The following is an 18,213-nucleotide window of genomic DNA, read 5'->3' as shown; positions in this document are numbered from 1 at the left end:
CGGTCAACGGAGGCCGCCGGTCCCCGGCCGGCCCGCCCGCCCGGTGACGCCCCCCGGCGCAGCTCACGGGCACCGCGGCGGCCGGAGACGGCCGGGCGCGGCCACGGGACGAACTGAATCTTTCACCATGGGCACCCGCGTGAGGGCCGCGGTGGCCGGCCGAAGCCCGCACCGTGCGCGCCCGGTGCGGCACGTGCCCGGCCTGTCGCGCCCCGACCGGTGCCCGCGGGCGCCGGCTCTCGTAGTCTTCGCACTGACACGCACGAACGCAAAGGACATCCCCCATGGCAGATGCAGGGTCCTGGGTCGTCGTCGGGCTCGACAACGGCGGGACGAGCAACAACGCGACCGTTCTCGACGCCTCCGGGCGGTTCCTCGTGGACCGGATGGTCGAGACCCCGAGCCTCGTACGGGAGGGTCCCGAGGTCGCGGTCGAGCAGCTCCTGGTAGCCCTCGACAACGTGCTGGAGCTCACCGGCACGCCGCGCTCGACCGTGCGCGCGGTGGGCCTCGACACCCCCGGCCCGGCCAGCGCCGACGGCGTGATCTCCTCGAAGGGCGCGACGAACTTCGTCGATCCCGGCTGGTTCGGCTTCGACTTCCGGGGGGCGCTGGAGGCCCGGCTGGGGGTGCCCGTGGTCTACAACAACGACGGCAACGCCGCCGCCCTCTACTCCCACCACGTACGCTTCGGGCCGGACGCCTGGCAGCACTCGTCGATCTCGGCGATCGTCGGCACCGGTCTCGGCGGCGGCGTCGTCCAGTCGGGGCACGTGGTGAAGGGCGCCGCCGGGATGGCCGGCGAGCTGGGGCACGTCCACATCCCCCTGCAGGGCCTGCTGGAGGAGGACCAGCCGCTGCCCGAGTGCAACTGCGGCTTCGTCGGGGACGCCGAGAGCGTCGCCTCGCTGACCGGCATCGAGAAGAACCTGCTTCCCTACTGGCTGACCCGCTTCCCCGGCCACGAGCTCCACGAGGTCGAGCCCGCCGGGAAGGCCGCCAAGCTGCTGCGCGGCTACGCCGAGAACGGCGATCCGCTCGCGCTCAAGGTCTTCGAGCAGCAGGCGATGGCCATCGGCAGGCTGTTCACCATCGCGGCCAACTTCACCGACCCGGACGCGTACTTCCTGGGCGGCGGGGTGGTCGAGGCGGCCCCGCACTTCCGCGAGTGGTTCCTGGAAAAGGTCCGCGAGCACACCCTGCTGCGCGAGGAGCAGCGGCGGGTGACCACGGTGACGCTGGTCGAGGACCTCGACATGGCCGGCGCCCGGGGCGCGGCGCTCGCCGCCCTCGCCGAGATCGTCGGCCGCTGACACCTGTTCACGCCCGGACCCGGCCGCGGCGTGTGGTCTGGACGGATCACACGCCCGGCCGGGGCTCGGTGAACGGAACGTCCAGAGCAGGTTGCGACTTCCACACAAAACGGCACGATGCGGACTCGTGAACAACACAGACCTGCTCAGCGGCCGCCGCTTCGTCATGATCAGTTCCACGGCCAGCGCGGTGAACGCCGACGCGCCCACGGAGTTCGCGTACGAGGAGTCGGGCGGCGTGATCTGGGGGCACTACACGGGCGACACCGTCGTCCACGGCCGGTTCGTGGGCACGCGGGACGGGGACAGCATCGAGATCTCCTACGTCCACCTGCTGAAGACCGGCGAGCGCGCGAGCGGCCGCAGCACCAGCCGCATCGAGACGGCCCCGGACGGCCGGCTGCGCCTGGTGGAGGAGTTCCAGTTCGAGGGCGACGACACCACCCACGTCAGCGTCTGCGCCGAAGTGGGCTCATGATCCGTCCCCTCTGAGTCGCGTCTGAGTCGCGTCTACGTCGCGTCGCGCAGCGCGGCGCGGCCCTCGGCCGCCCCGACGAACCGCATCTTGCCGAGCGGCAGCCCCTGCCCGTTCCCCTGCGCCTGCCCCTGGCCTTGCCCCTGTCCCTGGCCCTGCTCGGGCTCGGACGAGGAGGCGGGGGCGGGCCGCCGCGGGGCGCCGCGCCCCCGGTCCCGCTCCCGGTCGCTCGGCAGGACGTACGGCCGCCTGAGCACCTCGTCGAGGATGAACACGGTCTCGGTCGCCTTGACGGCCGGGATGTTGGCCAGGCGTTCTGTGACCATCGCGTGCACCTCGGCCACGTCGGCCACCCTGACCTGGATCATCGCGTCGTGCTGCCCGGTGGTGATGGCGCAGTACTCCACTTCCGGCATCTGGGCGAGCTGTGCCCGGAACTGCCGCCACATCTGCTGCCGCACGGTCACGAAGATCAGCGCGACGATGCCGAGGCCGGCCCGCTGGTGGTCGATCTCGGCGGTGAAGCGCCTGATGACGCCGTCGGCGCGCAGCGCCTCGAAGCGCGTGTAGGCGCTGGCCCGGGAGATCCCCACCCGCTCGGCGAGGGCGGACACCGAGATGCGCCCGTTCTCCCTGAGCACCTCGAGGATCTTCAGGTGGGTGGCGTCAAGCTCCAGGCCGATGCCGATCCGTCCAGTGGGGCCGCCCCCGGACCCCGAGTTGCCTGACATTTCGGTCACTGGTTGTACCTCCGCGGGAGATTCGTCTCGGCTTGGCCTCATGAGCTGGACTTTCTGCCGCACAATCCTGGACGATCGGCGACCAAACGTCCATACGGCCAAGAGTTGGCCTGTTTTCGGAGGACACATAATGACGACCCGTTCGTGGCAGGTGAGGGCCGGCCTGCTCCCGGTCGCGCTCACCGGCGCCCTCGCCCTCGCGGCCTGCTCCGGCGGCGGCTCGTCCAGCAGCACCCAGAGCGGCGCCGCGGGCAAGACGCTCGTGATCGACACCTCGTTCGACCTCAAGACGGCGGACCCCGGGCGGACCTACGAGCCGACCGGCCTGATCGTCGACAAGGCGACCTACGACACGCTTCTCACGTTCGAGGGCTCCGACGTCACCAAGCCGGTGCCGTCGCTCGCCGAGTCGTACGAGCTGTCGCCCGACGGCAAGGAGCTCACGCTCAAGCTGCGGCAGGGCGCCACGTTCGGCGACGGCTCCCCGGTGACGGCCGACGACGTGGTGTTCTCCCTCACCCGCGTGCGCGACATGAAGGGCACGCCGTCCTTCCTGCTGGACGGCGTGGAGATCGCCAAGACCGACGACACGACCGTCACGCTGACGTCGAAGACCCCCAACCCGGCGCTGCCGTACATCCTGCCGAACCCGGCCCTCGGCATCCTCAACTCGAAGGTGGCCAAGGAGCACGGCGCGACGAACGACCCCAACGACAAGGCCGAGCAGTACCTGAACTCCGCCTCGGCCGGCTCGGGTCCGTACACGATCGAGTCGTTCAACGTGAGCAGCCAGGTCGTGCTGAAGGCGAACGCGAAGTACTGGGGCGCGAAGAAGCCGTACTACGACAAGGTGGTCATCCGCAACGTCGAGTCGGCCACGCAGAAGCTCAACGTGCAGCGCGGCGACAGCCAGGTGGCGCTGAACCTGTCCGGCGACCAGGTGAGCGGCCTCTCCGGCGGCCTCCAGGTCAAGCGGACCGCCTCGGCGTACGTGTTCTTCCTGCTCGTCAACCAGGACGCGGGCGTCAGCAAGATCACCTCCAACCCCAAGTTCGTCGAGGCGGTGCGCAAGGGCATCGACTACCAGGGCCTGCTGGAGCTGGCCGGCGAGGGCTCGGCGCAGGCGTCGGGCATCATCCCGTCGATGTTCCTCGGCGCGCTGCCCGCCGACCAGGCGGCCAAGCGCGACGTCGAGGGCGCCAAGGCGGCCCTCGCGGCGAGCGGCGTGACCGACGCCACGGTCAAGCTGGAGTACCCCAGCGAGCTGACCGTGAACGGCCTGTCCTTCCAGCCGCTGGCCGAGCGGATCCAGGCCAACCTCAAGGAGGTCGGCATCTCGGTCGAGCTGACCCCCGCGCCGGTCACCACCGCCCTGGACAACTACCGCAACGGCAAGGAGGAGCTGGGCCTGTGGTATTGGGGTCCCGACTTCCCCGACCCCAGCAACTATCTGTCGTTCGCCCCGGGCAAGCTGGTCGGGCTGCGGTCCGGCTGGAAGGCGGGCGCGGACAAGGACGTCGAGGCCGCGGCCGACAAGGCCGGCGCCGCGGTGACCGACGACGACCGCAAGCAGGCGTTCACCGACTTCCAGCAGAAGCTCAACGCGACCGGCCCGTTCATGCCGCTGATCCAGCCCGGCCAGAACATCGTGACGGCGGCGTCCGTCACCGGTGTGGAGTACCACCCCGTGTGGACGATCAATGTCGCCGACCTCGGCGCCAAGTAGACGCCGTACGGGGAGCCGGGCGGTGCGCGGTCCGTTCGCCCGGTTCCTCGTCCGGCGTGTCGTCACGGCGCTGCTGCTGGCGGTGGGGATCACGCTGGTCACCTTCGTGCTCACCAACCTGGTGCCGGGCGACCCCGCGGCGGCCAACCTCGGTCAGCGGGCGCTCGGCGACCCGGCGATCGTGGCCCAGTGGCGCGCCGACCACGGCCTCGACCGGCCGCTGCCGCAGCAGTACCTGATGCACCTGGCAGGGCTGCTGCACGGCGACCTCGGGACGAGCCAGCAGAGCCACCGCCCGGTGCTCGACGACCTCGCCCAGTCCGTGCCGGCGACGCTGGAGCTGGCCGGGGCCGCCATCCTCGTCTCGCTGGTCCTCGGCGTCGGATTCGGGGTGGTCGCGGCGCTGCGCCGGGACCGCTTCTCCGACCACGTGCTGCGGGTGCTGAGCCTGATCGGCATCTCGGTGCCGACGTTCTGGCTCGCGCTGGTGGCGTTCTACGTGTTCTTCTTCCGGCTGCAGGTCACCCCGGGCAGCGGCCGCATCGATCCGGGGATGACCCCGCCCCCGCAGGTCACCGGCCTCTACACGGTCGACGCCCTGCTGTCGGGCCGGTGGGACGTGTTCTCCTCGGCCGTCGGCCACCTGGCCGCTCCGGCGCTCGTGCTGGCCCTCTACACGATCGGCCTGCTGACGCGGTTCACCCGCTCGGCGGTGCTGGAGGTGCTCGGGCAGGACTACGTACGCGCCGCCCGCGCCAAGGGCCTGCCCGGCCGGGTGGTGCTGTTCCGGTACGTCCTGCGCCCGGCCCTGGTGCCGATCATCACGGTGGCCGGTCTGGCGTTCGGCAGCCTGCTGTCCGGCACCGTGCTGGTGGAGGCGGTCTTCGCCTGGCCAGGCGTCGGCCAGTACGCCTACAAGAGCGCCACCACCCTCGACCTGCCCGCCGTCATGGGCGTCGGTCTCGTGGTGGGCGTGGTCTACCTCGTCATCAACCTGGTCGTCGACGTCCTGTACGGCGTCATCGACCCGAGGGTGAGGGTCTCATGAAGCGCGGCCGCCTGTTCGGGCGCACCCGCGTGAGCCGGCTCCCGCAGGCGTGGCGGCGGCCGCTGGCGGTCGTCGGCGTCGTCGTCGCGCTGGTCTGGATCGTGGTCGCGCTGGCCGCGCCGGTGCTCGCGCCGCACGACCCGCTGGCGCAGGAGCTGCCCCGGCTCGCGCCGCCCGGCCCGGGCCACTGGCTCGGCACCGACCAGCTCGGCCGCGACATCCTCAGCCGGATCATGTACGGCGCGCGGGTGTCGATCCCGCTCACGCTGCTGCTGGTCGCGCTGTCGGTGGTGGTCGGCGGCCTGCTCGGCGCCTGCGCGGGGTATTTCGGCCGCTGGGTGGACGAGACGATCATGCGCCTGGCCGACCTCGTGTTCGCCTTCCCCACGGTCATCCTCGCGATGGTCGTCGCCGCCGCGCTCGGGGCGAGCCTCGGCAACGCGGTGCTCGCCGTGCTCGTCGTCGCCTGGCCCGCGTACGCGCGGGTGACCCGCGGCCTCGTGCTCGGCGTACGGGAGCGTGAGTTCGTGCTGAGCGGGCGGCTGCTGGGCTTTTCCGCCTGGCGCTCGCTGCGGGTGGACGTGCTGCCGAACGTCACCGGGCCCGTCCTGGTGCTCGCCACCCTCGACATCGGCACCGCGCTGCTGCTGCTGTCGGGGCTGTCGTTCCTCGGCCTCGGCGCCAAACCGCCGTCGCCCGAGTGGGGCGCGATGGTCGCCGCCGGAGTGGACGTCTTCGACAGCTGGTGGGTCGCGACGTTCCCCGGGCTCGCCATCCTGACGGTGGTCCTCGCGTTCAACTTCCTCGGAGACACGTTGCGCGACGCGCTCGACCCGCGTACCGCACGGGCCATCAAGGAGCGTGCACTGTGACGGCCGAATCACGGACGGCGGCGCTGACCATCGAAGGACTACGGGTCTCCATCGGAGACCAGGAGATCCTGCACGGCGTCGATCTGACCCTGGAGGCCGGCCGCGTGCACGGCCTCGCCGGGGAGAGCGGCTCGGGCAAGACCATGACCGGTCTCGCCGTGCTCGGCCTGCTCCCCCACGGCTCCCGCACCTCGGGACGGATCGCCTTCGGCGGCCGGGACCTACTCGGCATGCCGGCAGGCGAGCTCAACAGGGTGCGTGGCGCGAAGGTCGCCATGGTCTTCCAGGACCCGGCGACCAGCCTGCACCCGATGCTGACGGTCGAGCGGCAGCTCACCGAGCACATGCGCCACCACCTGGGCATCGGCAGGAAGGAGGCGCGGGAGCGCGCCGCCGGCCTGCTCGCCAAGGTGCGCATCCCCGGCCCGGAGGAGGCGCTCGGGCGCTACCCGCACCAGTTCTCCGGCGGCATGCGGCAGCGGATCGCCATCGCCGTCGCGCTGGCCTGCGATCCCGAGGTGCTGATCGCCGACGAGCCGACGACCGCGCTCGACGTGACCGTGCAGGCCGGGATCCTCCGTCTGCTGCGCGGCCTGTGCGACGACCTCGGCCTCGCCGTCCTCCTCGTCACCCACGACCTCGGCGTGATGTCCGCGGTCGCCGACGAGGTGAGCGTGATGAAGGACGGGCTGGTCGTGGAGACCGGCCCGCGCGGCCGGGTGCTGCGCGAGCCCGACCACCCCTACACCCGTTCGCTGCTCGACGCCCTGCCCGTGCCTCCTGGGGAGAACTCACCATGACCATGCCTCTGACCGGGCCCCTGTTGTCCGTGGAGGACCTGGTCGTGGAGCACCGCACGCCGGGCCGCCCGGTCGTGCGGGCGGTGGCCGGGGCCAGCCTGCAGGTCGCCGCCGGCGAGGTGGTCGGCCTGGTCGGCGAGTCGGGGTGCGGCAAGTCCACCCTGGCCAGGGCCGTGTGCGGCCTGCACGGCGCGGCCGCGGGGCGCATCCGCGTGGGCGGGCACCCGGTGACGCCTCTCGGACTGCGCCGCAGGGACCCCGCGCTCACCGGTGTGCAGATGGTGTTCCAGGATCCGTACTCCTCGCTGAACCCGCGCCGCCGCGTGGGCGCGCAGATCGCCGACGGCCTGCGTACGGCGGGCGACACCGCGACCAGCCCCGCCGACCTGCTCGAACGGGTCGGGCTGCCACGCGCGTTCGCCGGCCGTTACCCGCACGAGTTCTCCGGGGGGCAGCGGCAGCGCATCGCGATCGCGCGGGCGCTGGCCGCCCGGCCCTCGCTGCTGATCGGGGACGAGCCGATCTCCGCCCTGGACGCCTCCGCCCAGGCGCAGGTGGCCCGGCTGATGCGCGACCTCGCCGTGGAGTCCGGCGCGGGCCTGCTGTTCATCAGCCACGATCTGTCCGTCGTACGGTTGATCGCCGACCGGATCGCGGTCATGTACCTCGGCAAGGTCGTGGAGACCGGGCCGACGGCGGAGGTGTGGGCCGACCCCCGGCACCCGTACACGCGGGCGCTGCTCGCGGCGATCCCCTCGCCGGACGGCGCCGGGGTGCTGCCCGCCGAACTGCCCGGGGACGTGCCGGATCCCGCCGATCCCCCGGCGGGCTGCCGGTTCCACCCCCGCTGCCCCTTGGTGATGGACGTGTGCCGGGAGCGGGAGCCCTTGGGTGGATCGGCGCAGTTCGCGCCGGTGGCCTGCTGGCTGCACGAGCCGGAGCCGTCCTCCGCGTCATGATCGACCCGATCGTGCTGCGGGACGTACGCGCCGGAATGGCCGGGGCGGGCATCGACGCCCTCGTGCTGCGTCCCTCCCCGGACTTCCGGTACCTGCGGGCGGCCCCGCTGTCGGCGGCGGGCGGCGAGGAGAGCTATCTCGTGGTGGCGCTGGACGGGCCGCCCGCGCCGGCCGGCGATCCCGCGCAGGCGGCGGCTCTGGTGCCGCCCGCGGCCGCCCGCGTGGCGGTCGATCCGCAGATGCACGCCGCCGAACTGTTCGCGCTGCGCCTGGACGCGGAACTCGTGCTCGCCTCGGCCGTGCTCGCGCCGCTCCGCCTGCGCAAGCGGCCAGACGAGGTGACCGCGATGCGGCACGCCGCCGCGGCGGCCGACGCCGTGCTGCTCGCCGCCCGCGAGCTCGCGTGGTTCGGCGCCACCGAGCTGGCGATGGCCCGCAGGCTCCGGGCCATGCTCGCCGAGACGGGCTGCGAGGGAGCGCCGTCCGTGCGCGTCGCCGCGGGCGAGCACTCCGCCGACGAGCGCCACCAGCCGTGCGAACGGGTGATCAACCCCGGCGACGCACTGCTCGTCTCGGTCGGCGGGCGCTGGAACGGCTACTGCGCCGAGGTCGCCCGGGTCTTCGCGGTCGCGGAGCCGCCGGAGGACTTCGACGCCATGTACTCGGTCGTCCTCGCCGCCCAGCGGGCCGCCGTCGACCGCGTACGCCCCGGGGTGGCGTGCGCCGAGGCCGAGGGGGTCGCCCGCGAGGTGATCGACGGCAGCGGCTACGGCGCCTACGCCGCCGCGCGCACGGGCCGGGGCATCGGGCTGAGTCCGGCGGAGGCGCCCTGGCTGGCGGCCGGGGAGACGTTCGAGGCCGGGATGACCGTCTGCCTGGAGCCCGCCATCTACCTGCCCGACCTCTTCGGCGCCCGGGTGGCCGACGTGGTCGTGTGCGGCGAGGAGGGGCCGGAGCCGCTCAGCACCGGCGCCCACACGCTGCACGTCCTCGACCGATGAACCGATCGGGGCCGTACGGGCGGCGCGAAGGCCCGTCGCCCGCCGCGAGCAGGTGAGCGCCGGCTTGAGCGCGGGTCATACGGGAGGCTCGGGGTCGTACTGCATGTGCCGGCGCACCTCCCGGGCCCGCTCGACTCCCGCGAGCCGCGCCACCACGTGAAGCGCCATGTCGATGCCCGCCGACACGCCGGACGAGGTGACGATGTCGCCGTCGTCGACGAAGCGCTCGTCGCGCCGGACGTCGACGGTCGGGTCCAGCTCGGCGAGCAGGTCGAGGGCGCCCCAGTGCGTGGTCGCCGGCCGGCCCGCCAGCAGACCGGCCGCGGCGAACACGAGCGATCCGGTGCAGACGCTGGTCATCAGGGGCACGCGTCCGCGCTGGTCCCGCACCCACGCGAGGTGGTCCGGGTCCGTGAGCTGGGGACGGGTCCCGGCGCCGCCAGGGTGCACGAGGACGTCCAGGTGGCCGACGTCGGCCGCCGACCTGTCGGCGTGCAACGTCAGCCCCTTGGAGGCCCGTACGGCTCCCGCCCGCGGCGCGAACGCGACGACCTCCGCCTCGTCCGGGCGCAGTTTCGCCCACACGCCGAAGACCTCCCACGGGCCCACCGCGTCCAGCTCCTCCACCCGGTCGAACAGCAAGATCCCTATGCGTGTCATGCCCGCCATCCTCGCCCCAAGGGCCGGGAGCGCGAAAGCACCGGCAAAAGTGGGCAAATAGTCGCTATCAGCACCAGCAACCACAGGAGGCTCGATAGAGGATGGAAAGGTCATTTTCCCGAAGCTCTCGCGGGTCGGACAGAGATCCGCGATCGAGGGAGACGCCATCGGGGGAGGATCCATGACCACGACCGAGACGACGCCGGGCACGACCGCGGCAGGCACGACCGCCGGGGCGGGCACGACGACCACGCGGGGCCGGACGTCCCGTGCCCGGACGACGACCAGACCGCCCACGCCCACGCCTACTCCGGCTCCGCCCGGCGGCCCGGGCCCGGAGATGAAGGAAGAGCACCGGCCCCAGCTGGACCTGAACCTGCCGTTCCTGCGGCTCCAGCTGCGGGCACCCGAAATGCACCTGCCGCATGTGGGCATGCCGCACATCAGCGGCCGTGACGTCGGGCACGCCATGGACGTCGCCCGGACGTTCCTTCCGCCGCCGGAGCGCATCATGTACTACGGCGGCCTCGGCGCACTGGCCGCGCTCGGCATCCTCGAGTGGCCGGTGGCGGCGGCCATCGGCGCGGGAACACTGCTCGCGCAGCGCGCCAGGGGCCGCGAGCAACGCTGGTCCCCGCTCAGCGGCCCGCAGAGAGACACCCGCGGGACGACCATGGCCACATCGGGGACGCCCGGCGCCGGCGCCGGGCCCACGGCCATGCAGGAGCCGGCGGCGCAGACGGCAGGGCAGGCGACCGGGAGGAGGACCACGACGGCCAGGGGCGAGGCGAAGACCCCCGCCGGCGCCGCCACCGCCGCCCGGCGTACCCGGGCCACCGGCACCAAGTAAACGAGATGCGCCTCGCGCGGGTCCGCGAACCGGCGGCACCGCGCGATCGGCGCTGCGGCGAAGACCCGGCCCGCACCACACAACCGGGCCGCACCGCAGGACCACTCCGGATCGCAGGCCCGCAGACACGACCGGGCGACACCACAGGACCAGCCGCACCACTTGACCGGGCGCACCGCACAACCCGGCCCGCACCGCAAGACCGGCCCGCCCGCAGCGGGAGCGGCGCCGGGCCGCCGCGTGCCCGGCCTCGCCGGAGCCGGGCCGTGATCAGGAACGCGCCAGGGGACCCATGATCAGGACGTGTATCCGCAACGGTCGCCGGCTGTTCACCGAACGGTAACCTTAACTACGCCGTTTTGGGAGGTTTATGCGTAACTCTTCCCTAGAAGCCGATTTGTCCCACAGAGGTGTGAAGTGACTGAGTTCCTCGCCGCCGTACTCTCCCGGGCGGCCCTCATGGTCCTGGAAGCGCTGCTCGTGCGTCTCATCCAGGCTCTCGTGACGTCGACCTTCCGCATCACGCTGCCGCACGCGGCCTGACCGGCGTCCGTCCACCGCGGGCCGGCGCCACCGGCCCGGAACCACCGCTCTCCCGGAACTCGACGGGATCAGGGGATTCGCCGGATTCACCGAAGCAGCGGCGGAGCCGGGGCGGGCACGTCGCCGTACGAACCGGGCCCGTGCACGCGGAAGCCGGCTCCCCAAGGAGCCGGCCGTTCTTCCAACCGCGCCGTTGTTCCCCGGTCAGGCCGTTCTTTCCCAACCCCACAGGGACGGGAGCGCCGGGAAGCAGCACCCGGCTCGGCGGCCCCTCGTCCCCCCGGCGACGGCCGTCGGCCCGTTCGTCCGGGCCGCGCACGGTCTGTCGCCCGTCGCGTGATCGCCGTACCCGCGGGTCAGTCCTTGAAGGCGTCCTTCACCTTGCCGGCGGCGTCTTTCACCTTCTCGCCGGCCTGCTTCATGTGGCTCTCCGACTGGTCGGCCCGGCCCTCGGCCTCGAGACTCTCGTCGTCGGTGACCTTGCCGAGCCCTTCCTTGGCCTTGCCGGTGACCTCTTCCGACTTGTTGCGGAACTTGTCCTCCATGCTCATCCGGACGCTCCTCTCGGTCCCAGAAGCTGACGAACTCCCTCTTTCCGCTGGTGAAGGGGCTAAACACCGCTCGGCGTGTCGCACGTCACACCACGCAAGCACAATCTCACCAAAACGGGAAAAAGTGACGAACCGGGCGTACGCTAGGAATAAGGACTACAGCACACACCTCTGAAGGGTGGTGTGACGGATGACACACGGCGCCGACATCGGGACTCATCCCGACATCATGCAAATGCGTGCCCGCTACGAGGCCGCCGCGGCGAATCCCGCCGCGCAGCTCGCCGACGGTCTCACGCTCCTGAGCGGCCTGTATCTAGCGCTCTCGCCGTGGATCGTCGGATTCAGCGGCACGCGAACTCCGCTTGCCGTGAACAACCTGGTCACGGGCCTCGCCGTGGCGCTTCTGGCGATGGGGTACAGCTCGGCGTTCGGGCGCACCTACGGAATCTCCTGGGTCGCCCCGCTGCTCGGCATCTGGACCATCATCGCCCCCTGGGTGATCCGCGGCGGCATGGCGACCACCGCCACGATCATCAGCAACGTGGTCGTCGGCGCGCTCATCCTGCTCTTCGGCCTGGCGACCATGCGGTTCGGCATGATGGAGCGCGGACGGCCCGGCGGCTTCGGCGCGACGGGGCCGGCGCACATGGGACCGGCCCACTGACCGGACCCGGCCGATGAAGGGCGGCGCCCCGCCCCGCGCCGGTACGGCGCGCAGGCGCGGCACCGCCGCCCGGGAGATGCGCACCGGCGGCGTGCCCGTGCGTGTCTTGCGTGTCCGTGCGATGGAGATGGCGGTGGGGCGCGTCGATGCCCCAACCCCGCGGGTGCCCATGCCGGTGCCGGTGCGCCGGCGATGCCGTGGCCGCCACGCCACCGGCCCCCGTTACTCTCGTCGTGCAGGAGACGAGAGGACGGTGGCGGCGTGACGACGACGACCCCCGCGAGTCCGGTGGACTTCGCGGCCTACGGCGACTACACGATCAAGGCGGCCACCCGGCCGGACGGGTCGTTCGAACGCCCCCTGTACGGCTTCCGCGACCGCGTGACCGCCGACGGAAGCAGCGGATACCCCGCCGAGCCCGGCCGCTACCACCTGTACGTGTCGCTGGCCTGCCCATGGGCCCATCGGTCGGTCATCGTCCGGGCGCTCCTCGGCCTCGAGGACGTCGTGTCGATGTCCGTCGTCGATCCGGTGCGCGACGGTCGCGGATGGGCGTTCCGCGAGGGACCCGGCCACGGCCCCGACGAGCTCAACGGCTTCACCCTGCTGCGGGAGGCGTACGAGGCGACCGAACCCGGCTACGACGGCCACGTCTCGGTCCCCGTGCTGTGGGACCGGCGCACCCGCCGGATCGTCAGCAACAACTTCCCCGACATCAGCCTCGACCTCGGCCAGGCGTTCGCCCGGTGGGCCAGGCCGGGGATCGACCTCTATCCGAAGGATCTCAGGGGCGACATCGACGCGCTCAACGACCGCGTGTACGCCGACGTCAACAACGGCGTGTACAAGTGCGGCTTCGCCGAGAGCCAGGAGGCGTACGACGCGGCGGTGACGACGTTGTTCGCGGCGCTCGACGAGCTCGATGAGCGCCTCGCGGGCGGCCGCTACCTGTTCGGCGACCGGCTCACCGAGGCCGACGTCCGCCTGTGGGTCACGCTGGCCCGGTTCGACACGGTGTACGTGACCCATTTCAAGGCGAACATCCGCCGCCTGGCCGACTACCCCAACCTCTGGCGCTACGCCCGGGACCTGTACGCGAATCCGGCCTTCGGCGGCACGACGGACTTCGACCACATCAAGCGGCACTACTACGGCACCCACCCGAAGATCAACCCGCTGCGCGTCGTGCCCGCCGGGCCGGTCATCGACTGGAGCCTGTAGTCACGCGGTGGGCAGCGCCTCGCACAGCCGGTCGAGTTCGTCCTCGGTGTTGTAGTAGTGCACCGAGGACCGCACCATCGGGGGCAGCCCGCGGGACTCGAAGTCCCACCGGGCGGAGGGCGGGGCCGCCACCGAGACGTTGATCTTCGCGGCGGACAGCCGGGCGGCGACGTCGCGGCTGTCGTGCCCGTCCACGGTGAACGTCACGATGCCGCACCGCCGTGCGCCGCGGTCGTGCACGGTCACTCCGGGGAGGGCGGCCAGCCGTCCGCGCAGCGCCTCGGCGAGGCCGGTCACCCGCTCCTCGACCGCGTCGAGCCCGAGGCTCAGCGCGTAGTCGGCCGCCACGCCGAGGCCGATCTTGCCGGCCACGTAGCCCTCCCAGTTCTCGAACCGCCGGGCGTCGCCGCGCACCTCGTAGGTGTCGGCGGAGGTCCAGGTCGCGGCGTGCAGGTCGAGGAACGGGGGCTCCAGGCGGTCGAGCATCCGCCGCGAGCAGTACAGGAACCCGGTGCCGCGCGGCCCGCGCAGGAACTTGCGGCCGGTCGCCGACAACAGGTCGCAGCCGATCTCGCCGACGTCGATCCGCAACTGCCCGACCGACTGGCAGGCGTCGAGCAGGTACGTCACCCCGGCCTCCCGCGCCACGGCTCCGATCTCGGCCGCCGGGTTGACCAGGCCGCCCTGGGTCGGCACGTGGGTGACGGCGATGAGCTTGACCCGCTCGTCGATCATGTCGCGCAGCGCCTCGACGGAAAGGGCGCCGGTTTCGTCGTCGGGCACCACTTCCACGCGCACGTCGTGCCGCCTGGCGGTCTGCAGGAAGGCGATCGCGTTGCTCGCGTACTCGGCGCGTGACGTGAGGATGCGGTCCCCCGGCTGCCACCGCAGGGAGTAGAAGGCCATGTCCCAGGCGCGGGTGGCGTTCTCGACGAGGGCGATCTCGTCACGCCCCGCGCCGACGAGCCGGGCCAGCGCGTCGTAGGTCCGCTCGGACCGGCCGAGGGCCTCGGCGGCCGCCTCGTAGCCGCCGGCACGCTCCTCCAGGCGCAGGTGGTCCACAACGGCGTCGGTCACCTGACGCGGCGGCAGGGACGAGCCGGCGTTGTTGAGGTGGACGACGTGTTCGCATCCCGGTGTGTCCGCCCGCACCCGTCCGACGTCGATGGTCACGTGACCCTCCCAGAAGATCCGCGAAAACCCCATTCTGCCCCGGCATGCGGCCGCTCGCCCGACATCGCCGCGGGGCTGACGGCCCGCCTCGCCGGCCTGCACGTGTGGCCGGGCCTGCACGTGTGGCCGCCGCTGGTCACGACGGGGTGGCCGACCTCGGTTTCGCGAATCCGCCATCGCATAATGAGGTATGAGCACCTCCTCCCCCGCAGGCGGCTGGACGTTCCTCACCAACCACGCGCACGTCCTGCTCGCGCTCTCCCGCGATCCCGACGCGCGGCTGCGGGAGGTCGCGGAGTCGGTCGGCATCACCGAGCGGGCGGCCCAGGCGATCGTGTCCGACCTGGAGGCGGCCGGCTACCTGCGCCGTGAGCGCGTGGGGCGGCGCAACCACTACACGATCAACCCTCTCGCGCCGTTCCGCCACCCGATCGAGCGGCACCGGCACATCGGCGAGTTTCTCGAGCTCTTCGGAGCGCCGGTTGACACACGAAGCTGATTTCGTGAATACTTGAACACAGTTCGAGGGGGAGTACCCGGCTTCCTCAGCGTCGTCATCACGGCCGCCTCCGCAGGGCGTCCCGGCGCGAGGGTCACCGCTGGCGGTGGCACGGGGAGACCGTCGGCCTGCCGAGCCCGCCGTACGCGGCGGTGATGGAGGTTGACGATGTCGGTGCCCCTGTGGGTCTGGGCCGCGGTTCTGGCGGTCATCCTGGCCATGCTGGCCGTGGACCTGTTCGCTCACCGCCGGGCCCACGTGGTGGGCACCCGCGAGGCCCTGACCTGGTCCGGGCTGTGGATCGCGCTGGGCCTCGGCTTCGGTGCCGTGGTCTGGCTGGCATGGGGACCGGAGGCGGGCGGGGAGTACCTGGCCGGTTACCTCATCGAGAAGTCCCTGGCGGTCGACAACGTCTTCGTGATCGCGCTGCTGTTCTCGTTCTTCGCGGTCCCCCGCGAACTGCAGCATCGCGTGCTGTTCTTCGGCGTGCTCGGCGCGCTGGTCTTCCGCGCGGCGTTCATCGGCGCGGGCGCCGTCCTGCTCGACCGCTTCCACTGGATCCTGTACGTCTTCGGCGCGTTCCTGCTCTACACCGGCGTGAAGATGGCCAGGCATTCGGCGATCGAGGTGCACCCCGGCCGCAACCCGGTGCTGCGCGCGATGCGCCGGCTCATCCCCGTCACCGACTCCTATCAGGGCCAGCGGTTCCTCGTACGGCGGGACGGGCGGGACGGGCGGGACGGGCGCGGCCGGTGGGCCGCGACGCCGCTGCTGGCCGTCCTGGTGGCGGTGGAGACCAGCGACATCGTCTTCGCCGTCGACTCGATCCCGGCGATCTTCGCGGTCACCTCCGAGCCGTTCCTCGTCTTCACCTCCAACGCGTTCGCGATCCTGGGGCTGCGGGCGATGTACTTCCTGCTCGCGGGGGCGATGCACCGGTTCGGTTACCTGCGGTACGGCCTGGCGGCGATCCTCGTGTTCGTCGGCGCGAAGATGCTCCTGGCGGACGTCTACAAGATCCCCGTATGGCTGTCGCTCATGGTCATCTGCGCCTGCCTCGCGATCGCCGTGGGCGCGAGCGAGTACAGGAACCGCCGCGAGGAGCGGAAAGGCAGGCACCTGGCCGCCGGGGAGCACCGGTAACCCGCCCCCCGGCGGAACCCACGGAGGCGTACGACCGCCGCGAAACGATCTTCCGCCGCGGCCCGGGGATCTGTACTCTCCCCACATGACCGCCGCGCCGAGACAGACGTACGACGCCCGATGATCAGTGACATCCTGCCTCCGTGGGTGGCGTCGGCCGAGAGTTTCGGCGACGTGCCGGAGGAGACGCTGTTTCCGGAGGAGAGACCGCTCATCGCGCGGGCGGTCGACCGGCGGCGGCGTGAGTTCGTCACCGGACGCCACTGCGCCCGGCTCGCGCTGGCCCGCATCGGCGTGACGCCGGGGCCGATCCCGCGCGGCGAGCGGGGCGCGCCCGTCTGGCCGGCGGGCACGGTCGGCAGCATCACGCACTGCCCGGGATACCGCGCGGCGGCCGTCGCCTCCGCCGAGGTCGCGCGCGCCGTCGGCATCGACGCCGAGACGCACGAGCCCCTCCCGGAGGCGGTCCTCTCCATGATCGCCTCCCCCGAGGAGATCGCCGCCCTCGAGGCACTGGGCCGCGCGGACGGGGCCGACGCGGAGGGCACGGACGCCGTGGGCGCGGACGGTGCGGTCTGCTGGGACAGGATCCTGTTCAGCGCCAAGGAGTCGATCTACAAGGTGTGGTTCCCGCTGACCGGCCGCTGGCTCGACTTCTCCGAGGCGGTCGTCGACATCGACCCCTCGGGCACATTCCGGGCGAGGCTGCTGGTCGCCGACCCCGCCATGGGAACGCACACCCTGTCCGGGCGGTGGCTGGTGCGCGACGGGCACATCGCCACGTCGGTCGCCCTCCCCCGCCCCTGAGAAACCCCCCGCCCGAGAAACCCGACCCGAGAGAACTCCACTCCTGAGTCCCCCGCCCCCGGGAAACCGCGGAGGCGGGCGGGCCGGCAGGAGGTGAGCGGTGCGGCCGCGTCACGCGGACGGGCGGCGGAAATAGTGGCCCTTGCCGAGATCGTCGAGCAGCCCCGGCTGAGTCGGCTGCCATCCCAGCAGCTCGCGGGTGAGTGCGCTCGACGCCGGGGCGTCGAGCCCGACCATGCCGCCCAGCCAGGAGAAGTGCTCGCCTGCCTCCTCGGGGGAGATCGATACCACCGGCAGGCCGAGGTGGCGGCCGATCACCTCGGCGACGGCGCTGATCGGCACGCCCTCGTCGGCGACCGCGTGCAGCACCGATCCCGCCGGGGCCTCCTCCAGCGCGAGGCGGAACAGACGCGCGGCGTCGAGCCGGTGAACCGCCGGCCAGCGATTGGATCCGTCGCCGACGTAGCCGGAGACGCCCCTGTCGCGGGCGATGCCGACCAGGGCCGCCATGAAGCCGTGGTCGCCCTCGCCGTACACGGTCGGGGGCAGGCGCAGCACCGACGAGCGGACCCCGTGGGAGGCGAGGTCGAGGGCCCTGAGCGCGGTGGCGTGCCGGGCCCGCGGGCCGTCGTCGTGCGCCGCGTCGGAGCCGGAACCACGCCCGTCCCGTTCGGTCGCCACCCGTCCCGGCGCGAGCCCGAGGAGCCCGAGGAGCCCGGAGGCGAGGACGAACGGGCGATCGGTGCCCGCGAGCGCATCGCCGAACGTCTCGACGGCGCGGCGATCCGCCTCGGCGGCGCCCCGGAAGTCGCCGGTGAAGGCGATGTCGTGCTTGAACGCGAGGTGGATCACTCCGTCCGACGCGGCGGCCGCGTTCCGCAGGGTGTCGAGGTCGTCGATGGTGCCGCGGCACACCTGCGCCCCGGCCTCGGTGAGGGCGGCGGCCGAGGCGTCGGACCGCGCCAGCCCGACGACCTCGTGACCCGCGCCGATCAGCTCGGGGACGACGGCGGAACCGATCCAGCCGGACGCGCCGGTGACGAACACGCGCATGACGTACTCCAAACGGTCGGTCGCCCTCCACGCCGGATAACCACCCGGAGGAGGGCCATGTCAGTGACTGTCATCAACCTAGCACCGATGTCAGCGACTGTCATCAGGGTAG

20 protein-coding genes are annotated in these 18,213 nt (G+C 72.2%); 15 read left to right on the top strand and 5 right to left on the bottom strand.

The window, feature by feature from the left end; genetic code table 11:
- Positions 1-284 precede the first annotated feature (284 nt).
- Both ACQPZZ_RS18395 and ACQPZZ_RS18390 read left to right on the top strand, forming a co-directional pair.
- Positions 285-1,313 carry an ROK family protein gene (locus tag ACQPZZ_RS18395; RefSeq protein ID WP_432933614.1) on the top strand — a complete coding sequence of 343 codons (1,029 nt, stop codon included), beginning with the start codon at positions 285-287 and terminating at the stop codon, positions 1,311-1,313.
- Positions 1,314-1,440: 127 nt separating this feature from the next.
- Positions 1,441-1,791, top strand: coding sequence for a hypothetical protein (locus tag ACQPZZ_RS18390; RefSeq protein ID WP_363637405.1), 351 nt, complete (start codon positions 1,441-1,443; stop codon positions 1,789-1,791).
- Positions 1,792-1,823: 32 nt separating this feature from the next.
- Here ACQPZZ_RS18390 and ACQPZZ_RS18385 read toward each other — a convergent pair whose 3' ends face one another.
- Positions 1,824-2,519, bottom strand: coding sequence for an Lrp/AsnC family transcriptional regulator (locus ACQPZZ_RS18385; RefSeq protein WP_432934432.1), 696 nt, complete (start codon positions 2,517-2,519; stop codon positions 1,824-1,826).
- A gap of 139 nt (positions 2,520-2,658) precedes the next feature.
- Between ACQPZZ_RS18385 and ACQPZZ_RS18380 the strand changes: the two genes are divergently transcribed.
- The 6 genes from ACQPZZ_RS18380 to ACQPZZ_RS18355 are packed head-to-tail and all read left to right on the top strand — an operon-like array spanning position 2,659 to position 8,934.
- A complete protein-coding gene (locus ACQPZZ_RS18380; RefSeq protein ID WP_432933611.1) occupies positions 2,659-4,254 on the top strand; it encodes an ABC transporter substrate-binding protein in 1,596 nt (531 codons plus the stop codon).
- Positions 4,255-4,276: 22 nt separating this feature from the next.
- Positions 4,277-5,302 carry an ABC transporter permease gene (locus tag ACQPZZ_RS18375; RefSeq protein WP_432933609.1) on the top strand — a complete coding sequence of 342 codons (1,026 nt, stop codon included), beginning with the start codon at positions 4,277-4,279 and terminating at the stop codon, positions 5,300-5,302.
- Complete coding sequence (locus tag ACQPZZ_RS18370) at positions 5,299-6,174, top strand: ABC transporter permease (RefSeq protein WP_432933607.1); 876 nt, start codon at positions 5,299-5,301, stop codon at positions 6,172-6,174. Before ACQPZZ_RS18375 ends, ACQPZZ_RS18370 begins: the two co-directional genes overlap by 4 nt.
- Positions 6,171-6,974, top strand: coding sequence for an ABC transporter ATP-binding protein (locus tag ACQPZZ_RS18365; protein ID WP_432933605.1), 804 nt, complete (start codon positions 6,171-6,173; stop codon positions 6,972-6,974). Before ACQPZZ_RS18370 ends, ACQPZZ_RS18365 begins: the two co-directional genes overlap by 4 nt.
- Complete coding sequence (locus ACQPZZ_RS18360; RefSeq protein WP_432933603.1) at positions 6,971-7,933, top strand: ABC transporter ATP-binding protein; 963 nt, start codon at positions 6,971-6,973, stop codon at positions 7,931-7,933. The genes ACQPZZ_RS18365 and ACQPZZ_RS18360 overlap by 4 nt, the downstream gene beginning before the upstream one ends.
- Positions 7,930-8,934: a M24 family metallopeptidase gene (locus ACQPZZ_RS18355; protein ID WP_432933601.1), complete on the top strand. Its 1,005-nt coding sequence runs from the start codon at positions 7,930-7,932 to the stop codon at positions 8,932-8,934. Before ACQPZZ_RS18360 ends, ACQPZZ_RS18355 begins: the two co-directional genes overlap by 4 nt.
- Positions 8,935-9,009: 75 nt before the next feature.
- Here ACQPZZ_RS18355 and ACQPZZ_RS18350 read toward each other — a convergent pair whose 3' ends face one another.
- A complete protein-coding gene (locus ACQPZZ_RS18350) occupies positions 9,010-9,594 on the bottom strand; it encodes a DJ-1/PfpI family protein (RefSeq protein ID WP_363637391.1) in 585 nt (194 codons plus the stop codon).
- 181 nt (positions 9,595-9,775) lie between these two features.
- Between ACQPZZ_RS18350 and ACQPZZ_RS18345 the strand changes: the two genes are divergently transcribed.
- The gene (locus ACQPZZ_RS18345) at positions 9,776-10,444 is read left to right on the top strand and encodes a hypothetical protein (protein WP_432933599.1); all 669 of its coding nucleotides are present in this window, start codon (positions 9,776-9,778) and stop codon (positions 10,442-10,444) included.
- 417 nt (positions 10,445-10,861) lie between these two features.
- The gene (locus ACQPZZ_RS18340; RefSeq protein ID WP_432933597.1) at positions 10,862-10,987 is read left to right on the top strand and encodes a hypothetical protein; all 126 of its coding nucleotides are present in this window, start codon (positions 10,862-10,864) and stop codon (positions 10,985-10,987) included.
- A gap of 356 nt (positions 10,988-11,343) precedes the next feature.
- Here the strand turns inward: ACQPZZ_RS18340 and ACQPZZ_RS18335 are convergent, their stop codons facing one another.
- Entirely contained in the window at positions 11,344-11,538 is a 195-nt protein-coding gene (locus ACQPZZ_RS18335) for a CsbD family protein (protein ID WP_363637385.1), read from the bottom strand.
- A 229-nt stretch (positions 11,539-11,767) separates the two neighbouring features.
- Between ACQPZZ_RS18335 and ACQPZZ_RS18330 the strand changes: the two genes are divergently transcribed.
- Both ACQPZZ_RS18330 and ACQPZZ_RS18325 read left to right on the top strand, forming a co-directional pair.
- On the top strand, positions 11,768-12,205 hold the full coding sequence (locus ACQPZZ_RS18330; protein WP_432933595.1) for an SPW repeat protein: 438 nt from the start codon (positions 11,768-11,770) through the stop codon (positions 12,203-12,205).
- Between the two features lie 261 nt (positions 12,206-12,466).
- A complete protein-coding gene (locus ACQPZZ_RS18325; RefSeq protein ID WP_432933593.1) occupies positions 12,467-13,426 on the top strand; it encodes a glutathione S-transferase family protein in 960 nt (319 codons plus the stop codon).
- Here the strand turns inward: ACQPZZ_RS18325 and ACQPZZ_RS18320 are convergent, their stop codons facing one another.
- Positions 13,427-14,599 (bottom strand): aminotransferase class V-fold PLP-dependent enzyme, encoded by a 1,173-nt coding sequence (locus ACQPZZ_RS18320; protein WP_432933591.1) that lies wholly within the window; start codon positions 14,597-14,599, stop codon positions 13,427-13,429. It abuts the gene before it with no gap.
- A gap of 190 nt (positions 14,600-14,789) precedes the next feature.
- Between ACQPZZ_RS18320 and ACQPZZ_RS18315 the strand changes: the two genes are divergently transcribed.
- From ACQPZZ_RS18315 to ACQPZZ_RS18305, 3 genes are all read left to right on the top strand, one after another.
- Positions 14,790-15,098, top strand: a complete 309-nt coding sequence (locus ACQPZZ_RS18315; RefSeq protein WP_363637377.1) for a helix-turn-helix transcriptional regulator — start codon at positions 14,790-14,792, stop codon at positions 15,096-15,098.
- A 168-nt stretch (positions 15,099-15,266) separates the two neighbouring features.
- A complete protein-coding gene (locus ACQPZZ_RS18310; protein ID WP_432933588.1) occupies positions 15,267-16,241 on the top strand; it encodes a TerC family protein in 975 nt (324 codons plus the stop codon).
- 120 nt (positions 16,242-16,361) lie between these two features.
- Positions 16,362-17,048, top strand: a complete 687-nt coding sequence (locus ACQPZZ_RS18305) for a 4'-phosphopantetheinyl transferase family protein (RefSeq protein WP_432933586.1) — start codon at positions 16,362-16,364, stop codon at positions 17,046-17,048.
- A 111-nt stretch (positions 17,049-17,159) separates the two neighbouring features.
- On the opposite strand, the gene ACQPZZ_RS18300 is transcribed toward ACQPZZ_RS18305, so the two are convergent.
- The gene (locus tag ACQPZZ_RS18300; RefSeq protein WP_432933584.1) at positions 17,160-18,101 is read right to left on the bottom strand and encodes an SDR family oxidoreductase; all 942 of its coding nucleotides are present in this window, start codon (positions 18,099-18,101) and stop codon (positions 17,160-17,162) included.
- Between the last annotated feature and the right edge of the window lie 112 nt (positions 18,102-18,213).

The sequence above is a fragment of the Microbispora sp. CA-135349 genome (assembly GCF_050947365.1).
In the GTDB taxonomy this organism is placed as follows: Bacteria; Actinomycetota; Actinomycetes; order Streptosporangiales; family Streptosporangiaceae; genus Microbispora.
Note: the sequence above shows the minus strand (reverse complement) of the source record. Positions and strands in the feature narration are given on the sequence as shown.